The organism is Erwinia sp. AnSW2-5, assembly GCF_045107195.1.
Lineage (GTDB): Bacteria > Pseudomonadota > Gammaproteobacteria > Enterobacterales > Enterobacteriaceae > Erwinia.
Genome location: NZ_JBJGXA010000011.1, coordinates 171,897 through 190,736 on the forward strand (window position 1 = coordinate 171,897; position 18,840 = coordinate 190,736).

Here is an 18,840-nt window from a genome sequence, read left to right on the forward strand (position 1 = left end):
AGCAGTAATGCGCTGATGACAAGGCTAACGTAGGCCGCGCCAGCGCGACTATAAATAGTTATTTTACTCTTTTTCCTTGTTATGGATCACCTTGTGATCCGTTGTACACCAGGTGAAGCTCGGCGCGAATCTTGTCGCGCTGGCTGATGTTTTGCGTGAAAAAAACGGCCTCTGGCTGGGCTTTTCTTTGCAAACGCTGACTCACTTACCGGGTACACAAGGGGATACACCATGACTCAGCCTGCATCTGGCTTCGTCGATATACACTCTCGCGATAGTGGAAAACTGCTGTCTCAGAGCCAGTCTCATTCGTCTCAAACCGTGCGGCTTGACCCGCCTTCGCTGGTGAACATTCACGCACCGGCCACCTCCATTATTGATTATCAGCAGCAGGGCGACGATACGCTGCCTTCCGGCACGGTGGTCGCGCGGGCAGACGTGCTGACGCACCATCAATTGCAGCTACAAACCGCTTAATTGTGGGCAGAAGAGGCGGAGCTTTCCCGCCTCTGGCCTGGAACATCAGAATCACAGGTGTCTGGATGAAAAATAGGGTGATATTGCTGTGTTTCACAACCTGCCTGATCGGGCAGAGTGCCCAGGCGGCGAAAGACGAACCTGTTGCCGCATTTAACTGGCGCGCAGCCCCCACGGAAGAGCAGATCGCCAGCCTGACGCTGCGTGATGCGATCCTGCGGGCCTTTGCACGTAATCCCAAAATTTCTGAAGCCGCCGCGCAGATCCGCGTCGGTGAAGCCGAGCTGGATGCGGCAAAAAGTGCCTGGTATCCCCAGGTATCGCTGGCAGCCAGCGGCGGGCGGTCAAACCAGACCGACTCCTCCGGCAGCCTGAATAACAGTGGTTCGGGCGGCATCACCCTCAGCCAGTTGCTGTATGACTTTGGCCGTACCGGCGGGGCAATCGACGAGCAGCACAAGCTGTCCGATGCTTACCGCTATGCGCTGTATGACACCATGACCACCGTAGCCCAGGACACCCTTCAGGCGTATCTGGCCGTGAAACGTTATCAGGCGCTGGTGGATGCCGCGCGTCTTAACATCGCGTCTTTGCAGCGCGTCAGGGACATGGCAAAGCTGCGTGCGGATGCCGGGTTAAGCTCCCAGTCCGATGTGTTACAGGCGCAAACCCGCATTGCGGGCATGAATGCCAGCATGGAGCAGTACCGCGCGCAGGCACGTTCAGCGCGGGCGCAGCTGACCGTGCTGACGGGCGTAACGTCTGAAAACCTGCCAGAACTGCCGCAGGCGTTGCTGAACCAGCAGGTGACGCTGGATAAAATCGCCTACGAGAAAAGTGCGGCCGTGCGCAGTGCGCAGGCCAAACAGGAGGCGGCGATGGAGCGTGTGCGCCAGGCCTCTTCCAACCACTGGCCGACCATTAAAGTTCAGGCAGGCCGCACCCGTTATGAAAATGACAGCCGTTCCTACTGGGATGACGAACTGCGATTGCAGGTCGAGGCCCCGCTGTATCAGGGCGGCCTGGTGAATGCCAAAACCCGTGCCGCTGAGGGCGATCGTGAAGCCGCCGAGGCCGCCATCCAGCAGTCCAAACTGCAAATCAACCAGAATGCGTCCACCGCCTATGCCGATATGATCGGCGCGCAGCAGCGTAAAGAGGCCGGGGAGCAGCAGTTGAGCAGTGCAGACCATACCCGTGACGTGTATGCCGATGAATACAAACTGAATAAGCGTAGCCTGAACGATCTGCTGAGTGTTGAGCAGGACGTTTTTCAGGCTGACAGCAGCCGCCTGACGGCGCTGTACGATGGCTGGGATGCCACGGTTCGTTATGCCGCAGCGGTGGACAATCTGCTGGATATCTTAGGCATAGACCGGGAAAAGAACAGTGGACAAACGCTGCCGTCGCTGTGATGCGGCGCACGTAAGACAACCAGATAAGGCCATTTTTTATGACTAAACAAACCGCAACCACGGAAAACTGGATCGATGCCATGCTGCGTGTGGCCGCCCGCTTCGGTAAACCGGCTGATGGTAAAACACTGCGACAGCAGATGCGCTGGTTTGAGCACCTCGCGCCGCAGCAGCAGCTGGAGCGACTGGCGGGGCTGCTTGGGCTGCATCTCACCATGACGCCACGAGATAAAATTCGCTGGCGTCAGGAGGTGACGCCCGTGGTGCTGATTATGGAGAGTGGCAGTGTGGTGGTGATTGAAGGCATCGATGGCGTAGGCAACGCCCGCTACTGGCTCAGTGACGGCGGTGACGTGGTGCGGGAAACCGAACTGGCGCTGCTGCTGGCGCAAAGCCAGCAAGAGGTGGGGATCATCGGCGTGGCGGCTCGCGGGCGCGATGCGCGCATTGATGAGTTCGTCCAGCCGTATAAAAAGCACTGGTTCTGGCAAAACTTCCAGGGAATGGGGCGCAAAATCGGTGAGATTTCCCTCGCCTCGATCGTCGGTAACGTGCTGGCGCTGGCGGGTATTCTGTTCTCGATGCAGATCTATGACCGGGTGATCCCCGCGCAGTCAGAAGCGACGCTGTGGGTGCTGTTTGGCGGTGTCCTGATTGCCGCGGTGATCGAATATCTGATCCGTCTGATGCGTACGCAGGTTTCCGACCTGATGGGGAAACGCATCGACCTGAAAGTCTCCTCCATGCTGTTTGCGCGTGCGATGAATATCCGTAACGAGGCGCGCCCGAAATCCACCGGGTCGTTTATCTCCCAGCTGCGTGAAATTGACCAGGTACGCGAGCTGCTGACCTCCACCACCGTCGGCGCGGCGGCGGATATGCCGTTTGTCATCCTGTTCCTGTTTATTATGGCGTTTATTGGCGGCCCGCTGGTGATCGTGCCGCTGCTGGCGATCCCGCTGATCGTCATTCCCGGCCTGCTGATCCAGATCCCGATGGCGAAACTGGCGAAAGAGGGGCTGCGCGAAGGTGCGCTGCGTAACGCCATCCTGGTGGAAACCATTGAAGGTATTGAAGATATTAAATCATTGCAGGCGGAACCTTATTTCCAGCGTCAGTGGGAGCAGACTCACGAAGTGAGCGCCTCCATTGGGATGCAGCAGCGTCTGTGGGGCGCACGTCTTACTGGCTGGGCGTCGAGCGTGCAGCAATTAACCTACGCCAGCATGCTGGTGTTTGGGGTCTATCTGGTGCTCGACGGTCAGATAACCACCGGTACGCTGGTGGCGAGCAGTATGCTCTCCTCACGAACCATTGCGCCGCTGATGCAGCTGACGATGGTGTTCTCGCGCTGGCAACATGCGAAAAGCGCGATGAACGGGCTGGATGAACTGCTGAAGAAACCGCTCGACCAGCCGGAAGAGGGCGAAATGGCCCACTGCCCGACGCTGACCGGTCACTACGACCTGCGTGGCGTGCAGTACAGCTACGATGAGGAGAACGCGAAGAACGTGATCACCATTAACCAGCTGCAAATTAAACCCGGCGAACGCATCGCCATCCTGGGCCGCGTGGGTGCCGGGAAGTCAACGCTGCTGAAACTGCTGGCCGGGCAGGCAATGGCGACCCAGGGCAAAGTGATTGTCGACGGCGTGGATTTGCGTCGTATTGATCCGGTGGATCTGCGGAGTCAGCTGGGCTGGCTGTCACAGGATTCGCGTCTGTTCTTCGGCACCCTGCGCCAGAACCTGATGCTGGGCAACCCCCACGCCAGCGAGCAGGATATGTTACAGGCGCTGCGCGTCAGTGGCGCACTGAGCCTGGTGCAGCAGGATGCCGCCAGCCTGGATCGCATTATTAATGAAGGCGGGCGCGGGCTTTCCGGCGGGCAGCGCCAGATGGTGATGCTCAGCCGTATGATCCTGCGCCAGCCACAGGTGGTGCTGATGGATGAACCCACCGCGTCGATGGATGAACAGCTGGAAGAACATGTCATCAGCCAGATGAAGGGCTGGCTGAGTGGGCGCACCCTGGTGCTGGTGACGCATCGCCCGGCGCTGCTGAAAATGGTCGATCGCATTATTGTCATGGATAACGGCCGCGTGATTGCTGATGGTCCGAAAGATGACATCCTGAAACGTGCTACCGCACAGACAGCACAGGCCACGCAGCAGGCGGCGGCCGGTGCAAGAGGAGATGCCGCATGAGCCTTGTATTGATGGATCGCAGTCTGAAACAGAATGAACGGCGCACCTCGGCCATCATCTGGGTCTGTACCGTCGCGCTGGTGCTGTTTTTTGTCTGGGCGCATTTCGCCATTCTTGATGAAGTCACCGTGGGCACGGGCAAGGTCACGCCGCTCAGCCGTGCGCAGGTGATTGAAAGCCTCGATGGCGGCATCGTCGACCAGCTCAACGTGCATGAAGGCAATATCGTCGAGAAAGGGCAGGTGCTGGCAAAGCTGGATCCGACGCGTTTTCAGTCCAACTTTGGTGAAGCCGCCTCACGCGCCCGAACGTTGCGCGGATCGGCCGAGCGCTTAACCGCTGAACTGACCGGCGCACCGCTGAAGTTCAGTGCCGAAACGTTGAAAGAGCCGGATCTGGTGGCGCGTGAAACACAGCTGTTCCAGTCGCGGCGGCGTAATCTTCAGGAAACCGTCAGCAACCTGGAGCAGTCAAAAAAACTGGTTCAGGATGAGCTGCGCATGACCCAGCCGCTGGTGGCGAAAGGGGCGGCAGGTGAGGTAGAAGTCATCCGTCTGCGCCGTCAGGTCGCTGAGCTTCAGGGGAAAATCGATGAGGCACGTAATGACTACGCGGTACGCGCACGCGAAGAGCAGGTAAAAAACAATGCGGATCTGGATGCACAATTACAGGTGATGACCGGGAAAGAGGACCAGCTGACCCGCGCCACCATTTACTCTCCGGTGCGCGGCATCGTTAAAGATATTCAGGTCACCACCGTGGGGGGCGTATTGCAGCCGGGGGGGAAGCTGATGGAGATTGTTCCCCTTGAAGACCAGTTGCTGATCGAAACACGCATTAACCCGCGTGATATCGCCTATATCCGTCCAGGACTGCCCGCGACGGTTAAGGTGACGGCGTATGATTCGTCAATCTATGGTGATTTGCACGGTGAAGTGGAGACGGTATCCCCCGATACCTTACAGGATGAGGTTAAACGCGATCAGTACTATTACCGGGTTTATGTGCGTACCGATAAGGCTGAGCTGACCAACAAGGCTGGACGAAAATTCCCTATCGTGCCGGGAATGGTGGCGAACGTGGAGATTAAAACGGGTCAGAAATCAGTCATGGATTATCTGATTAAACCGTTGAATAAAGTCAAAGAGTCGATGCGCGAACGCTAGATTTTTCGGTCAGAGAGTCATAGAGGGAAATTGTTTTCAGAGGGAAGTAGAAGAGGTAAAAAAATGCCAGGCATAAGGCCTGGCAATGATAGGTGTACAACTCATTCGGGGTGAATGACGATAATAATTCAATAAATGATGATAGCGCGTTAATAATACCGCTTAGTGGCGGGATCATTTTATCAATCAGTGCGTATTGTTACACAAGGGTGTAATACTATGAATTATGGGATGAATCTTATTTTTTGTCTGTAAGTGCGTTATTAGTTATCTATTTGTGCTGCGTAAAAGTTCCGCTTTATTTACATTAGGAAATGAATTTATCCCTCAAAGAAACATTTTATTGGATTTAGTATCATTTTACTGATGGATTATTACCCTACCAAGCTTAACATGACGCTAAGTGCTTAATTTTCATGTACAGCACGCAGTGGCAATATTAAGACTTATAATTGAGAGGGTATTAAAAAATGAAACTTCGCGTTCTTTCTCTGATGGTCCCGGCGTTGCTGGTAGCAGGTTCAGCGGGTGCGGCAGAAATCTATAACAAAGATGGCAACAAGCTGGATCTGTTCGGTAAAGTTGACGGTCTGCACTACTTCTCAGACGACTCAGGTTCAGATGGCGACCAGTCTTATCTGCGTTTTGGCTTCAAAGGCGAAACGCAGATTTCCGACCAGCTGACCGGATACGGCCAGTGGGAATATCAGGCAGCCCTGAACACCGCTGAATCTGAGGGAACAGCGAACAGCTATACCCGCGTTGGTTTTGCCGGTCTGAAATTCGGTGATGCTGGCTCATTCGATTATGGTCGTAACTACGGCGTGGCATACGACATCGGCGCATGGACCGACGTGCTGCCAGAGTTCGGTGGCGATACCTACGGTGCGGATAACTTCATGTTCCAGCGCGGTTCAGGCATGGCCACCTACCGTAACAGCAACTTCTTTGGTCTGGTTGACGGCCTGAACTTCGCCGTACAGTACCAGGGTAAAAACGACAGCGATGCTGAAGTGGCGGGCAATCGTAGCGCTACCGCGCAGAATGGCGATGGTTATGGCCTGTCTGCGACTTACGACATCGGTGCTGGCTTCAGCGCAGGTGCTGCGATGTTCTCTTCTGATCGTACCAATACTCAGAACAGCGCTGCTTTGCTGGGCAACGGTGACAAAGCAGAAGCTTACACCGGCGGTCTGAAATATGACGCGAACAACGTCTACCTGGCGGCGATGTACACCAAATCGTACAACGCGACTCGCTTCGGCAGCAGCGATAACCCAGCGGCTTATGGCTTCGCGGATAAAGCGGAAAACTGGGAACTGGTTGCACAGTATCAGTTCGACTTCGGTCTGCGCCCGTCTCTGGCCTATGTGACTTCACGCGGTACCGATATTCAGAACTGGGGCACTCAGAACCTGAAACAGTATGTTGATGTGGGTGCGACTTACTACTTCAACAAAAACATGTCGACCTATGTTGATTACCAGATCAACCTGCTGGACGACAACAATTTCACCCGTGCTGCCGGTATCAACACCGATGATGTGGTGGGTGTAGGCCTGGTTTACCAGTTCTAATTTTACCCCGCTGTAAAGGGCTGACCGACGAAAATGGTCAGCCCCTACGTTGTGCCTGCGGATGCACCTCTTTTTCGGTTGCTCCGCTAACGTCTTCTTCAGCACCCCGCAGATAGCGCCCTTCCAGTCCTGCCCCTCCCAGTGTCAGCAATGAAAAGCCTATCAGACGACGTCGGGCCTGGTTCTCTTTGATCGCATTTTTGTTACGCATAACGTTTCCCCACTCTGAACAGTAAGGTGTATCAAGCAGAAAACGTGCCAGGTCGGTGTCAGCAGATTGAGGGGCGGTTCAGGCGGCTTGTGGCACTCTATACGGGTTAAAGGAGGGCATGATGCACCAGGAGGGTGCCGTGAACTCACCCCGGAGAGGCCGGGGGAGCCTGGCATACCGCTAGCGGTGACGCGGGCGCGGTAACTGTCGGACGTGGGTCAGCTTGTAATGCTTAAAGCCTGCAAAGATAATCAGGGCGATTGAAACCATGAGAAGCGCGTAATAGATCATTATGGCTCTCCTTTAAGAGTGAATGATGGGCACCCGAAGTGCCCTGTACAGCTACCATCCTGGTGAGCAACAGCGCTAAGATCAAGGCGTCGAGTCTGAGTTTTCCCTGCGGGAAAGTCCGGTTCGGACCAGTTTTTAATCAAGGTTACGGGCAGATATGAAGAGTAAATGGCGGTTGTTTTTAGGTTTTATGGTGGTTTGCTTGCTGGCATCCTGTGACGATCCTAAGCCATCAGCGGGATCTGAAGGGATGGTACTCCAGGGTAAAACAATGGGAACATTCTGGAGGGTGAGCCTGGCAGGAGTGGCATCTGAACGCCGTGAAGCACTGCAAAAAGCGATACAGCAGCAGCTGGATAACGATGATCACGAACTCTCCACCTGGAAAAGTGATTCGGTGTTGTCACGTTTTAACCAGTATCGCGGCAGCGAGCCGCAGCCCGTCAGCAACAACATGGCCGATGTCATCACGCTGTCGCTGCGCATCGGTCAGCAGACCTCAGGCGCAATGGATATCACATTAGGCCCGCTGGTGAATCTGTGGGGCTTCGGGCCGGATAAACAGCCGCTGACGACGCCGACACAGCAGCAGATTGATGCTGCCCGCGCGCTGACCGGGCTGGACCATTTGCAGGTGATCAATCGCGCCGGGCAATCCTGGCTGCAAAAAGACCTGCCTGAGCTGTATGTGGACCTCTCGACCGTTGGGGAAGGCTTCGCCACCGACCATCTGGCGCGGTTGATGGAGCAGCAGGGGATTAACCACTATCTGGTGTCGGTGGGCGGTGCGGTGCTGACGCGTGGAAAAAATGCCCAGGGCAATGCCTGGCAGGTAGCGATCCAGAAACCGACCGACCAGGAGAACGCCGTTCAGGCGATTGTTGACCTTCAGGGGCACGGCATCAGCACCTCCGGCAGCTATCGCAACTATTATGAGCTGGAAGGAAAGCGCATCTCACACGTGATTGACCCGACCACCGGCCGCCCGATCCAGCATAAGCTGGTTTCTGCCACGGTGATTGCCACCACGGCGCTGGAAGCCGATGGCTGGGATACCGGGCTGATGGTGCTGGGAACCGAGAAGGCCAAAGCGCTGGCACTGCGTGATAAGCTGGCGGTCTATCTGATTTTCAAAGAGGGTGATCATTTCACCAGCTGGATGTCGCCGCAGTTTGCGGCCTTTCTTCCCCCATCCTCTCCACGCTGATACGCAAAGGAGTTCCGATGCTCGATCTGTTTGCCGATGACGCCCCGTGGCAGGAACCGCTGATGGAGGGCGCGGTGATCCTGCGCCGCCGCGTTCGCGACAGTGCCGAAGCGCTGATGGCTCAGGTTGAGCAGATCTCCGCGCAGAACCCTTTTGAACACCGCATCACGCCCGGCGGGCATAAGATGTCGGTGGCGATGACCAACTGCGGCGATCTGGGCTGGTCTACCGATTCACGCGGCTACCAGTACAGCACCCAGGATGAAGCCAGCGGTCAGCGCTGGCCCGCGATGCCCGACTCGTTTCGTGAGCTGGCGATTCACTGCGCCGCTGAAGCCGGGTTTAGCGGTTTTTCCCCTGATGCCTGCCTGATCAACCGCTACGAACCGGGGGCGAAGCTCACGCTGCATCAGGACAAAGATGAACGCGACCTGCGCCAGCCGATTGTGTCCGTGTCGCTGGGGCTGCCGGCGGTATTTTTATTTGGTGGTTTTGAGCGCGCTGACGCCTGCCAGCGCGTGCTGCTGGAGCAGGGGGATGTGGTGGTCTGGGGCGGGCCGTCACGTCTGCGTTACCACGGTATTCTGCCGCTTAAACCCGGCATTCATCCCCTTACCGGGCCTTTTCGTTTCAACCTGACCTTTCGACGCGCACGTTAACTCGTGCGTAAATGCTCCCAAATGAGAATTGTTATTGATCTCGTCTTGCTTCTCATTAAACTGCAAGCTGCTTTTTACCTGCCGGGACGTTTTCATGGAGTTGCTTCACGTTGTTTATAAGCAGTATCGCTGGCCGTTTATTCTGGTGATCGTGCTCAGCCTTCTCAGCGCCGCGCTGGGGATTGGCCTGATTGCTTTCATTAACCGCGAACTGATCGTCACCCTTAATTCCTCTGTGATGGTGTTACCGCAGTTTCTCGGACTGCTGCTGCTGCTGATGGCGGTCACGCTGGGTTCACAGCTGGCGCTGACCATGCTGGGGCACCATTTTGTCTATCGCCTGCGCGGCGAATTTATCAAACGTATTCTCGACACGCGGGTTGAGCGCATTGAGCAGATTGGTAACGCCCAGCTGCTGGCCAGCCTGACCAGCGATGTGCGCAATATCACCATTGCCTTTGTGCGCCTGCCGGAGCTGATCCAGGGGATTATCCTGACGATTGGCTCTGCGGCTTATCTGGCCTGGCTGTCACCGAAAATGATGGTGGTAACCTCCGTGTGGGTCGCGGTGACGATTATCGGTGGCTGGCTGCTGGTGGCGCGTGTCTATCAACATATGGCGGTACTGCGTGATACGGAAGACCGTCTGTATCACGACTTCCAGATTATTATTGAAGGGCGTAAAGAGCTGGCGCTGAACCGTCAGCGAGCACAGCAGATCTTTGAAAACGTCTACAGCGAAGACGCAAAAACCTATCGTCACCATATTGTGCGTGCCGATACTTACCATCTGAGCGCGGTGAACTGGTCGAATATCATGATGCTGGGCGCCATCGGTCTGGCATTTTACCTGGCGAACAGCCTCGGCTGGGCCGATACCGCAGTGGCGGCAACCTATTCGCTGACCCTGCTGTTCCTGCGCACGCCGATGCTCTCTGCGGTGGGCGCACTGCCCACGCTGCTGAGCGCCCAGGTGGCCTTCGACAAACTGAACACTTTTAACCTGGCACCCTATGAAGCCGACTTCCCACAGCTTCCGGCGGCGAAAAACTGGCAGACGCTGGAACTGCGCAATCTGATGTTCCATTACGGCGATAACGGTTTCCACGTTGGCCCGGTGAATATGACATTGAAACGCGGCGAGCTGGTGTTTCTGATTGGCGGGAACGGCAGTGGGAAATCCACGCTGGCGATGCTGCTGACCGGGCTGTATCAGCCGGTGTCTGGCGAGATCCTGCTGGATGGACAGGTGGTGGAAGCCTCCTCAATGGAGAGCTATCGTCGCCTGTTCTCGGCGGTATTTACCGATGTGCATCTGTTTGACCGTCTGATTGACGATCAGGGGCAGGCGATCGATCCGGCGCTGGTGCAGAGCTGGCTGGAACGCCTGAAAATGCAGGATAAGATCAAGCTGGAAGGCAACCGCGTGCTGAACCTGAAGCTGTCGAAGGGGCAGACCAAGCGCCTTGCGCTACTGCTGGCGACGGCAGAGCAGCGCGATATCCTGTTGCTGGATGAATGGGCGGCCGATCAGGACCCGCACTTCCGCCGTATCTTCTACCGTGAGCTGTTGCCGTGGCTGCAGTCGCTGGGGAAAACGGTGGTTGCCATCAGCCATGATGACCACTACTTCCTGCATGCGGATCGCCTGCTGGAGATGCGTGACGGGGCGTTGAGTGAGCTGACCGGCGATGAGCGCGATCAGGCCACGCTGGATGCGGTGAAACGGACCGATACGTTAGTGTGATGTCAGGTCATGTGCCGTAGGGGACGATCATTTTTTCCGATCGTCCCCTGGTGGTCGACCGAAACAGATGGTCGACCACCACGCGTCAATGGGACGGACCTACAACACCTTCGCCAGAAAACGTCGTGTCCTTGGGTGCTGCGGCTGGTTTAACACCTGCCCGGCGCTGCCTTGTTCCACAATCTTCCCTTCCACCATAAACACCACGTTATCCGCCACTTCACGGGCGAAACCGATCTCGTGCGTGACAACGACCAGCGTGGTGCCGGAACGCGCCAGCTGCTTAATGGTATCCAGCACCTCGCCGACCAGCTCCGGGTCCAGCGCCGACGTGGGTTCATCAAACAGAATGACCTTCGGGTTGAGCGCCAGTGCGCGGGCAATCGCCACGCGCTGTTGCTGCCCGCCGGAAAGATGACGCGGCCAGGCATCGGCTTTATGACGTAACCCAACCGTGTCGAGCAGTTGCAACGCGCGCTGTTCGGCCTCGGCACGTGACAGCTGCTTGTGGGCCAGCGGCGCTTCAATAATGTTTTCCAGCACCGTGAGGTGAGGGAACAGATTGAAATTCTGGAACACATAACCCACGCCGATACGCTGCTTGAGGATCGCTTTCTCCTTCAGCTCATACAGCTTATTGCCTTTGCGTTGATAGCCAATATAGTCGCCGTCAATGCGGATAAAGCCTTCGTCCACGCGCTCAAGATGATTGATTGCCCGCAGCAGAGTGGACTTGCCTGAGCCAGATGGGCCGAGGATCACCGTAACGGAACCCGGCGGCAACTCCAGCGACACATCGTCCAGCGCCTTGAACCGGCCATAACTTTTACTCACCCCGGCAATCGAAATATGACCGAGGGTGGCATCGCTGTGCAGATCGATAGCTTCAGACATGATTAGCTCCTGACAGGGGTAACGGCAGCGCGTAGCCGTGTGGATGAGATACGGCTAACAGGCTCACGCGTGGCACCCCGCGCCAGCCAGCGTTCAACATAGTGCTGGAACACGGATAGCACCGTGGTGATCAGCAGATACCAGACGGCCGCGACCATCAGCAGCGGGATCACCTGCTGCGTGCGGTTGTAGACCATCTGAATGGTGTAAAACAGCTCTGGCATCGCCAGTACGTAAACCATCGCGGTGCCTTTGGCGAGGCTGATGATTTCGTTAAATCCGGTAGGAATAATTGAGCGCAGTGCCTGCGGCAGGATAATGCGCAGCGTGCGGCGCGATGACGGCAAGCCCAGTGCGGCAGCGGCTTCAAACTGCCCCTGATCCACGCCCAGAATCCCGCCACGAATAATCTCAGCGGTATACGCGGCCTGCACCAGCGTCAGCCCAATCACCGCCGTGCTGAACTGCCCAAGCACATCAATGGTTTTATACTCAACTAACGTCAGCGGAGTAAACGGAATGCCCAATGAAAGGGTTTCGTACAGATAGGAGAAGTTATAAAGAATAATCAGCACCACAATCAGCGGCAGCGACCGGAACAGCCAGATATAGCCGAACGCCAGCCCGGAAAGCAGCCAGGAAGGGGAGAGACGTGCCAGCGCAAGACTCACCCCCAGCAGGATACTCAGCAGGCTGGCGAGCAGGGTTAGCAGCAGCGTCTGGCCCAGACCGCTGAGGATCGCCGGGGCAAAGAACCACTGGGCAAACACCGACCACTCCCAGCGTGGGTTGAACGCTACGGACTGAATAACCACCGCGAGAATAAACAGCGCAATGACCGCCCCGACCAGCCGTAGCGGGTAACGTGCGGGCACCACGCGCAGGGTTTCACTGGGTTTCATTGGCGGCTCCTGCATCGGCGGTCTGATGCAACGGCTTGGTAAAGCGCAGGCGGCCATCGTGCGGCGGCAGACTGTACTCTTCCGGGTCGCGACGGGTATCAAACTGCGGCTGATAACCGTGGGACAGATAGAGACGTACCGCCTCCGGCTGACGGAAACCGGTGGTCAGATACACCTGGCGATAACCCGCCAGCAGGGCGCGGCGTTCCAGTTCCACCAATATCTTCAGTGCCAGTCCCTGACGACGCAAATCACTGCGCGTCCAGATGCGTTTTAGTTCGGCTGTCTCAGCATCGAGCGCCTTGTAGGCGCCTATTGCAATAATCTCCCCGTCGCGCTCCAGCACCACAAACATTCCCTGTGGCGACAGATACCATTCGGTCAGTTCGACTTCGGCATCGCGTGCAAAGAAGTCGCCGTAACGTGCGCTGTACTCACCAAACAACCCGTCGATAATTGGCGCCAGTTCAGGCGCCTCCGGCGACAGCTGGCGGAACTGTTCATGGCTCATGCTGACCTCCGTTAGTCGCCCAGGCCTTCCGGGTTAATTTCAGAATGATCGAGGCGTTCAATGCCTTCGCCCCAGCGGTTCAGCACTTTGTCGTACTCGCCCCCTTTGATCACGCCATTCAGCGCGGCGTTAACGGCGTTGACCAGTCCGTTACCTTTCTTCAGTGTTACCGCGATATGAGCCGCTTTCGGCCAGCCGCCATCCACACTGCCTACCCGTTTGGTTTTTCCGGTCAGGGCGGCTTTCCATGCACCAATCACGTTCGGGCCGAAAAATGCATCAGCGCGGCCAGACTGCAATGCCAGCGTCTGCGCGGCATCATCTTTCACATACTCAGGCGTGAAGGGCTTCAGGCCTTTTTTCTGATTTTCGGCATCCCAGGCCAGCAGGATCGCTTCCTGGTTGGTGCCTGAACCGACAATAATGCGCAGTCCGGCGATGTCTTCGGTTTTGGTCAGAGAGGTGATTTTACTGTCAGACTTCACGTAAAAACCGAGGGAGTCTTTACGGTAGGTGGCGAAATCGAACTTCTCTTTACGCGCTTTGGTGACCGTGACGTTGGAAATGGCGGCGTCATACTTACCGGAGCTGACGCCCAGCGGCCAGTCTTCCCATGAGGTGGGGACCACGTTTAGCTCCAGCCCCAGGCTGTCTGCCACCAGGCGGGCGATATCCACTTCACTGCCTTGCAGGGTCTTGTTGTCGTCGGAGAACAGCGTCAGCGGCGGTGAGTTCAGTGCCGCAACGGCCACGGTAAACTTGCCCGGTACGGCCAGCTTAAGGTCTTTCGGCAGCAGTTTGACGGCGTCCGGGTTGAGCGGAGCATGAACCGGCGTGGCATTGGCCTCAACGCTGATCCCGGTGCCGTTAATCTTGACGGTTTCTGCATGTGCCGTGGTGCCAAACCACAAAGATGCGCTGAGCAGGCCCAGTAATACGGATGATTTTTTCATGATGAGTGACTCTTATTATGATGAAAACGCAGATGAATCGGGCACTTCACTGCCCGTTAAGCGATGTCCTTCAGGGCCGCTTCAGCCAGCTGGCTGAAGTACTCTGCGGCGGGGTACAGCAGCGCTTCATCCGGGTTAAAACCAGGATGATGCAGACCAAATTCACTGTTGCTGCCGATGCTGACGAAGGTGCCCGGCGTGTTATGCAGGTAGAAGGCAAAATCTTCACCCCCCATTTGCAGTTCGGCATGTTGCACTTCGTAGCCCTGTTGGGCGGCCACCTGTTTACTGAACTCGGCCCAGCGCTCGGTATTGATTAATGCTGGCGGGCCGGGATGCCAGTTGAGTTCGGCGCGTGCACCAAAACCACTGGCGATGCCTGCAATCAGCGTGCGCAGACGCTGCGGCAGTTCGCTGCGGATGTCTGCATTATGGGTACGTACCGTGCCTTCCAGCACCACTTTCTGCGGTAACACATTCCAGGTATTGCCGCCCTCAATGCGCGTCACGCTGACCACCACGGATTCCAGCGGGCTGTAACTGCGGCTAACCAGCGTCTGTAGTGCGCTGACGATCTGGCTGGCAATCACAATCGCATCCACCCCTTCCTGCGGGCGGGCGGCGTGGGCACCTTTGCCGTGAACGTCAATGTCAAAACGATCGACGTTGGCATAGAACGGGCCGCCGCGTGTTTCAAAGGTGCCGACCGGCAGTTCCGGGGCATTATGCATACCGAAAATAGCCGCCACATCCTGTAACGCGCCCGCTTTGATCAGCGTTTTCGCGCCACCAAAGCGTTCTTCTGCCGGTTGAAACAGCAGGCGAACGCGGCCGGGCAGGCTCTTTTCACGGGCTTTAAGCAGTTTTGCCGCACCCAGCATCACCGAAGTGTGTACGTCGTGACCGCAGGCGTGCATGACGCCCTGATGCTGTGAACGGAATTCTACCGGGACGATCTCGTCAATCGGCAGGGCATCAATATCTGCGCGCAGGGCGATCAGTGGTTCACCCTGACCGACTTCGGCCACGACGCCTGTCGCCAGGTCAAAGGGCAGGATGGTAATGTCGGCTTCTTTCAGCCAGCCAGTGATGCGTTCGGTGGTGGCAAATTCCTCATTCGACAGTTCAGGATACTGGTGCAGTTCACGGCGCCAGGCGACGAGCTGCTGTGCAAGAGAGTGGCTCATGGTCCGGCTCCTTATGCGGCAACCAGCTGGTGGGTTGCCAGCAATTGCAGGGATTTCAGGCGCGGAACACCGGCACTGATCGGGGTATCAATAATGAATTCTTCCACGCCGAAACGCTGATGTAACTCATCCAGCTGGGCGTGAACCTGCGCGGCAGTGCCTTTCAGCACGGCGGATTCACGCGGTTCAATGCGGTGCTGTTTCGCACCGGACTGGCGAATAAAGGCTTCGGCCTGGGTCAGATTGCCCACCGTGACGCTTTGACCGTTATCCACATGCACGCGGAAGTGCTGTAAATCGGCCGCCAGCAGATCGGCTTCGGCTTCGGTGTCGGCAACGATGGCCTGCACGGCCAGCAGCGCGGATTGTCCTTTGCTGTGCGCACGGTAAGCGGTCAGGGCGCGATCCAGCTCCTGCTTATCGCCATTCAGATGAGCGGCAAACACGAACTGCCAGTTCAGCTCGGCGGCCAGTTGGGCGCTGGCTTCGCTGGCACCCAGCAGAAAACGTGTCGCCGGGCGCGGTGGCACCGGCGTGGCCAGCAGCTGGTCTTCGCCTTCAGGGGCAGGGGAGGCGGTCAGCCACCGATCCAGCGCACGCAGCTGGCTGGCAAAATCGCCTTTCTCTTCAGCATGTACGCCCTGCTGTAAGGCTTTAGTGGAAAGCGGCAGGCCGCCTGGCGCTTTACCCACGCCCAAATCGACGCGGCCAGGGGCCAGCGATGCCAGTAAATTGAAGTTTTCGGCAACCTTATAAGGGCTGTAATGTTGCAACATCACACCACCCGAACCCACACGGATGTGGCGCGTATGGGCGAGTATCCAGGCGATCAGCACTTCCGGTGACGGGCTGGCCAGTGCGGCCGTGTTGTGGTGCTCAGCCAGCCAGATGCGGTGATAACCCAGTTCTTCCGCCCGTTGCGCCAGGGTCAGGGTTCGTGCCAGCGCAGCCGCCGCGGTTTCGCCTTCAGCCAGCGGACTTTTATCCAGTAAGCTCAGTCGGTAAGCCATAATGCATCCTTGAACGGTATCAGTTGCTGGCAATTATTGAAGGAGGGTTCGCTGCTGTAAAACAACAAATCTGGCTTATATCAGTCGGGAAATGGGATTAACCCATGTTTGCCAGGAATCGGCAAAGGCTGTGCGAAATGGGTATTTTGTCTGGCGGGGGGAGTCGGGTTTAATAAAGCTTCACTTAACAGAGGAAGACACCACGATGAAAGGTATTTGGCTGCACTTCACGCGATTTTTTCAGGCACCCTCTGGTATGGCAACGTTAGACAGCTGTCGGGTGATCGAGGCAATGATGCCGATGGTTGAGCTGTACGGTGTGGATCTCCACGATCTGCCGTCGCTGCACCAGCGTCATCAGGATGAATCCCGTTAATCTCTGCGCTGCTGCGGCCCGATAATCCAGGTGATCACCTGATCGGGTTGCAGTATGGCTCTTCCCTCAAAGACTCTCCCGACCACCATCTCCCCGGAAATTGTCTGCGTCAGACGCAGACGGATGTGCTGTAAATCAGCACTGCACTCAATCACTTCCGCTGCACTGAAATCCATAAACTGCAATACTTGCGGGTAAAGGGCCTTAAACAGACTCTCCTTCAGCGAAAAAGCCACCGTCAGCGCCGTGGTAAAGGGCACATTGCACTGTTCCAGGCGTGCTTTTTCAGCGGCGGTGATCAGCATAGTGTGCGTATCACTGGCGACCTGCTCCGCCATAATGCGTTCACAGTCAACGCCGAGCAGCCAATCCTGACGACGTGTCAGCAGTGCGCAAACCTGCTGGTGGGTGTGCGACAGTGACCCGCGAATACCTTGTGGCCAGATGGGCGCACGATCGGGGGTGTTACGCAGCAAAAACGCGGGAATGCCCCAGCTTGCCAGCGCCTGTTGCAGGCAGTAGCGGCTGGCCAGATATTCAGCACGGCGCTTTTTTACCGCCCGCTGTAAGTGTTCAGGCGCAGGGACAGTCAGTGCGGTAAACAGGGACTCCGTGAAATGCGCGGCATCGTAGTGCGCATCCAGCAGATGGATATCGGGATGTTCATTCAGCGGTTGCAGGGTGCATTGCGTGATAAAAGGCGGGTAAGACGGGAGGGGCAGTGCAGTCATAGCCGCTAACCTGTTCAAATAAGATGATTTATTTAAACAGGTTAGTGGCCGGATATCAAAATAAAGGCGCTATACCCAAAACTCAGTGATTCGGTGGGATAGCGAAGCTTTTCAGTGATACGACGAAGTGATGGTGACCTTTGGAGATTTTGGCGCCGCGATCGCACCACTGGCTGGCAAGACGAAAGAAGTCGTCGCTACCAATGTCATAAGCCAGTTCCACTTTACTGATACCTGAATGAAGCAGTTCTTCCGCGTCTTTGAAGTTCTTTGCTTTGATAATGGCCATTTGAGTTATCCCTGTCTGACAGTGCGGTGAAAGTCTAGCGACAGCGTATGATATTACTGTGACAGTTTTGTTGCAGTGACGAAGATTGAGACTTTCGCCACGTTTTCTGATGGAAAAATGCAGAGGTATGACGAAAAAAAGAGCGTAAAAACAGAGGGAAGGCTGATGCTGTACATCACGGGTTAATGTCTGCATGTGCGATGTAGGGGGCAACCTCTGATGAATCCCCACAAAATAAGACCTGCATGACTTGTCGCTACCACAACTCAGGACGCGTAGGGGCGGACCTTCTTTTCCGGTCCGCCCGTGATGTTGAGCCGGTGCCAACCCGGCGTTACGGGGCGATCGGAAAAGATGATCGCCCCCTACACCCGATCGCAATGGCGTCGGTTTTTTAAAACTCACAACGAGCAATGGTTCTGCGGGGATGGGGCCAGTTTGAGGTAAGCCGGGCGTCACGCGACAGGACGTCGCGTGCCGAGGCCCGCAAGGATGCGGTCGTTGCCGATCCGGCGTGCTCAAACTGGCCTCAGACCTGAAGCCAGACTGTCAGCCATTAATTTTTGTGGGGATCCCTCAGGGGTCAACCTTCTTTTCCGATCGACCCGTGATGTTGAGCCGGTGCCAACCCGGCGTTACGGGGCGATCGAAAGAGATGATCGCCCCCTACACCAGATCGAGATGCCGTGAAGGTTTCACAATCCACAGCGAGCACTCTCTTGCGGGGATGGGCCCAAAAGATCGGCCACTACGGTCAGGGATGTTGCATAAAGCAAAGGGGCCAACCTTGCGGTTAGCCCCTTAAACTATCGGAGTAATTTGGTCGGCACGGAGAGATTTGAACTCTCGACCCTCGCCACCCCATGACGATGCGCTACCAGGCTGCGCTACGCGCCGACAGATGGATCTATCTTACTGAACTGCATCATGATTGCAAGCCTGTAACGCGCTGACTGCTCTCTATTTATACCCGTCATACTTCAAGCTGCATGTGCGTTGGCTTCACTCAGTCACCCGAATCACTTAACAA

The 18,840-nt window shown here is 56.5% G+C and carries 16 protein-coding genes, 1 tRNA gene and 1 pseudogene; 8 read left to right on the forward strand and 10 right to left on the reverse strand.

All coding sequences use genetic code 11. From position 1 onward, the window contains the following. Positions 1–231 precede the first annotated feature (231 nt). The 5 genes from ACFL9S_RS10125 (at position 232) to ompC (ending at position 6,842) form a co-directional block, all read left to right on the forward strand. Positions 232–477, forward strand: a complete 246-nt coding sequence (locus tag ACFL9S_RS10125) for a hypothetical protein (protein WP_405261734.1) — start codon at positions 232–234, stop codon at positions 475–477. A gap of 65 nt (positions 478–542) precedes the next feature. Further along, the gene (locus tag ACFL9S_RS10130) at positions 543–1,892 is read left to right on the forward strand and encodes a TolC family outer membrane protein (RefSeq protein ID WP_405261735.1); all 1,350 of its coding nucleotides are present in this window, start codon (positions 543–545) and stop codon (positions 1,890–1,892) included. A 38-nt stretch (positions 1,893–1,930) separates the two neighbouring features. Next, on the forward strand, positions 1,931–4,099 hold the full coding sequence (locus tag ACFL9S_RS10135; protein ID WP_405261736.1) for a type I secretion system permease/ATPase: 2,169 nt from the start codon (positions 1,931–1,933) through the stop codon (positions 4,097–4,099). After that, a complete protein-coding gene (locus ACFL9S_RS10140) occupies positions 4,096–5,265 on the forward strand; it encodes an HlyD family efflux transporter periplasmic adaptor subunit (RefSeq protein WP_405261737.1) in 1,170 nt (389 codons plus the stop codon). Before ACFL9S_RS10135 ends, ACFL9S_RS10140 begins: the two co-directional genes overlap by 4 nt. 470 nt (positions 5,266–5,735) lie before the next feature. Next, positions 5,736–6,842, forward strand: coding sequence for a porin OmpC (ompC, locus tag ACFL9S_RS10145; protein WP_405261738.1), 1,107 nt, complete (start codon positions 5,736–5,738; stop codon positions 6,840–6,842). A gap of 37 nt (positions 6,843–6,879) precedes the next feature. Here ompC and ACFL9S_RS10150 read toward each other — a convergent pair whose 3' ends face one another. Beyond that, a complete protein-coding gene (locus tag ACFL9S_RS10150; protein WP_405261739.1) occupies positions 6,880–7,053 on the reverse strand; it encodes a hypothetical protein in 174 nt (57 codons plus the stop codon). 448 nt (positions 7,054–7,501) lie between these two features. On the opposite strand from ACFL9S_RS10150, the gene apbE reads away from it, so the two are divergent. The 3 genes from apbE (at position 7,502) to ACFL9S_RS10165 (ending at position 10,957) form a co-directional block, all read left to right on the forward strand. Beyond that, positions 7,502–8,551: an FAD:protein FMN transferase ApbE gene (gene apbE, locus ACFL9S_RS10155; RefSeq protein WP_405261740.1), complete on the forward strand. Its 1,050-nt coding sequence runs from the start codon at positions 7,502–7,504 to the stop codon at positions 8,549–8,551. A 17-nt stretch (positions 8,552–8,568) separates the two neighbouring features. Next, positions 8,569–9,210, forward strand: coding sequence for a DNA oxidative demethylase AlkB (gene alkB / locus ACFL9S_RS10160; protein WP_405261741.1), 642 nt, complete (start codon positions 8,569–8,571; stop codon positions 9,208–9,210). 94 nt (positions 9,211–9,304) lie between these two features. Further along, positions 9,305–10,957: a multidrug ABC transporter permease/ATP-binding protein gene (locus ACFL9S_RS10165; RefSeq protein WP_405261742.1), complete on the forward strand. Its 1,653-nt coding sequence runs from the start codon at positions 9,305–9,307 to the stop codon at positions 10,955–10,957. Positions 10,958–11,056: 99 nt separating this feature from the next. Here ACFL9S_RS10165 and ACFL9S_RS10170 read toward each other — a convergent pair whose 3' ends face one another. The 9 genes and pseudogenes from ACFL9S_RS10170 to ACFL9S_RS10210 all read right to left on the reverse strand — a co-directional run bounded on the left by ACFL9S_RS10170 (position 11,057) and on the right by ACFL9S_RS10210 (position 18,707). Further along, positions 11,057–11,851, reverse strand: a complete 795-nt coding sequence (locus ACFL9S_RS10170) for an amino acid ABC transporter ATP-binding protein (RefSeq protein ID WP_405261744.1) — start codon at positions 11,849–11,851, stop codon at positions 11,057–11,059. Positions 11,852–11,853: 2 nt separating this feature from the next. Then, positions 11,854–12,753, reverse strand: coding sequence for an amino acid ABC transporter permease (locus tag ACFL9S_RS10175; protein ID WP_405261745.1), 900 nt, complete (start codon positions 12,751–12,753; stop codon positions 11,854–11,856). Continuing rightward, positions 12,740–13,264, reverse strand: coding sequence for a GNAT family N-acetyltransferase (locus ACFL9S_RS10180; RefSeq protein WP_405261746.1), 525 nt, complete (start codon positions 13,262–13,264; stop codon positions 12,740–12,742). Before ACFL9S_RS10180 ends, ACFL9S_RS10175 begins: the two co-directional genes overlap by 14 nt. A gap of 11 nt (positions 13,265–13,275) precedes the next feature. After that, positions 13,276–14,145 (reverse strand): annotated as a pseudogene (locus ACFL9S_RS10185) (ABC transporter substrate-binding protein); the annotation flags it as partial. Between the two features lie 128 nt (positions 14,146–14,273). After that, positions 14,274–15,404, reverse strand: coding sequence for a M20 peptidase aminoacylase family protein (locus tag ACFL9S_RS10190; protein WP_405261748.1), 1,131 nt, complete (start codon positions 15,402–15,404; stop codon positions 14,274–14,276). Between the two features lie 11 nt (positions 15,405–15,415). Next, positions 15,416–16,414 carry an MsnO8 family LLM class oxidoreductase gene (locus ACFL9S_RS10195; RefSeq protein ID WP_405261749.1) on the reverse strand — a complete coding sequence of 333 codons (999 nt, stop codon included), beginning with the start codon at positions 16,412–16,414 and terminating at the stop codon, positions 15,416–15,418. 372 nt (positions 16,415–16,786) lie between these two features. Then, the gene (locus tag ACFL9S_RS10200) at positions 16,787–17,521 is read right to left on the reverse strand and encodes a 4'-phosphopantetheinyl transferase (protein ID WP_405261750.1); all 735 of its coding nucleotides are present in this window, start codon (positions 17,519–17,521) and stop codon (positions 16,787–16,789) included. Between the two features lie 82 nt (positions 17,522–17,603). After that, positions 17,604–17,810: a hypothetical protein gene (locus tag ACFL9S_RS10205; RefSeq protein WP_405261752.1), complete on the reverse strand. Its 207-nt coding sequence runs from the start codon at positions 17,808–17,810 to the stop codon at positions 17,604–17,606. 820 nt (positions 17,811–18,630) lie between these two features. After that, positions 18,631–18,707 (reverse strand) — tRNA-Pro (locus ACFL9S_RS10210). Between the last annotated feature and the right edge of the window lie 133 nt (positions 18,708–18,840).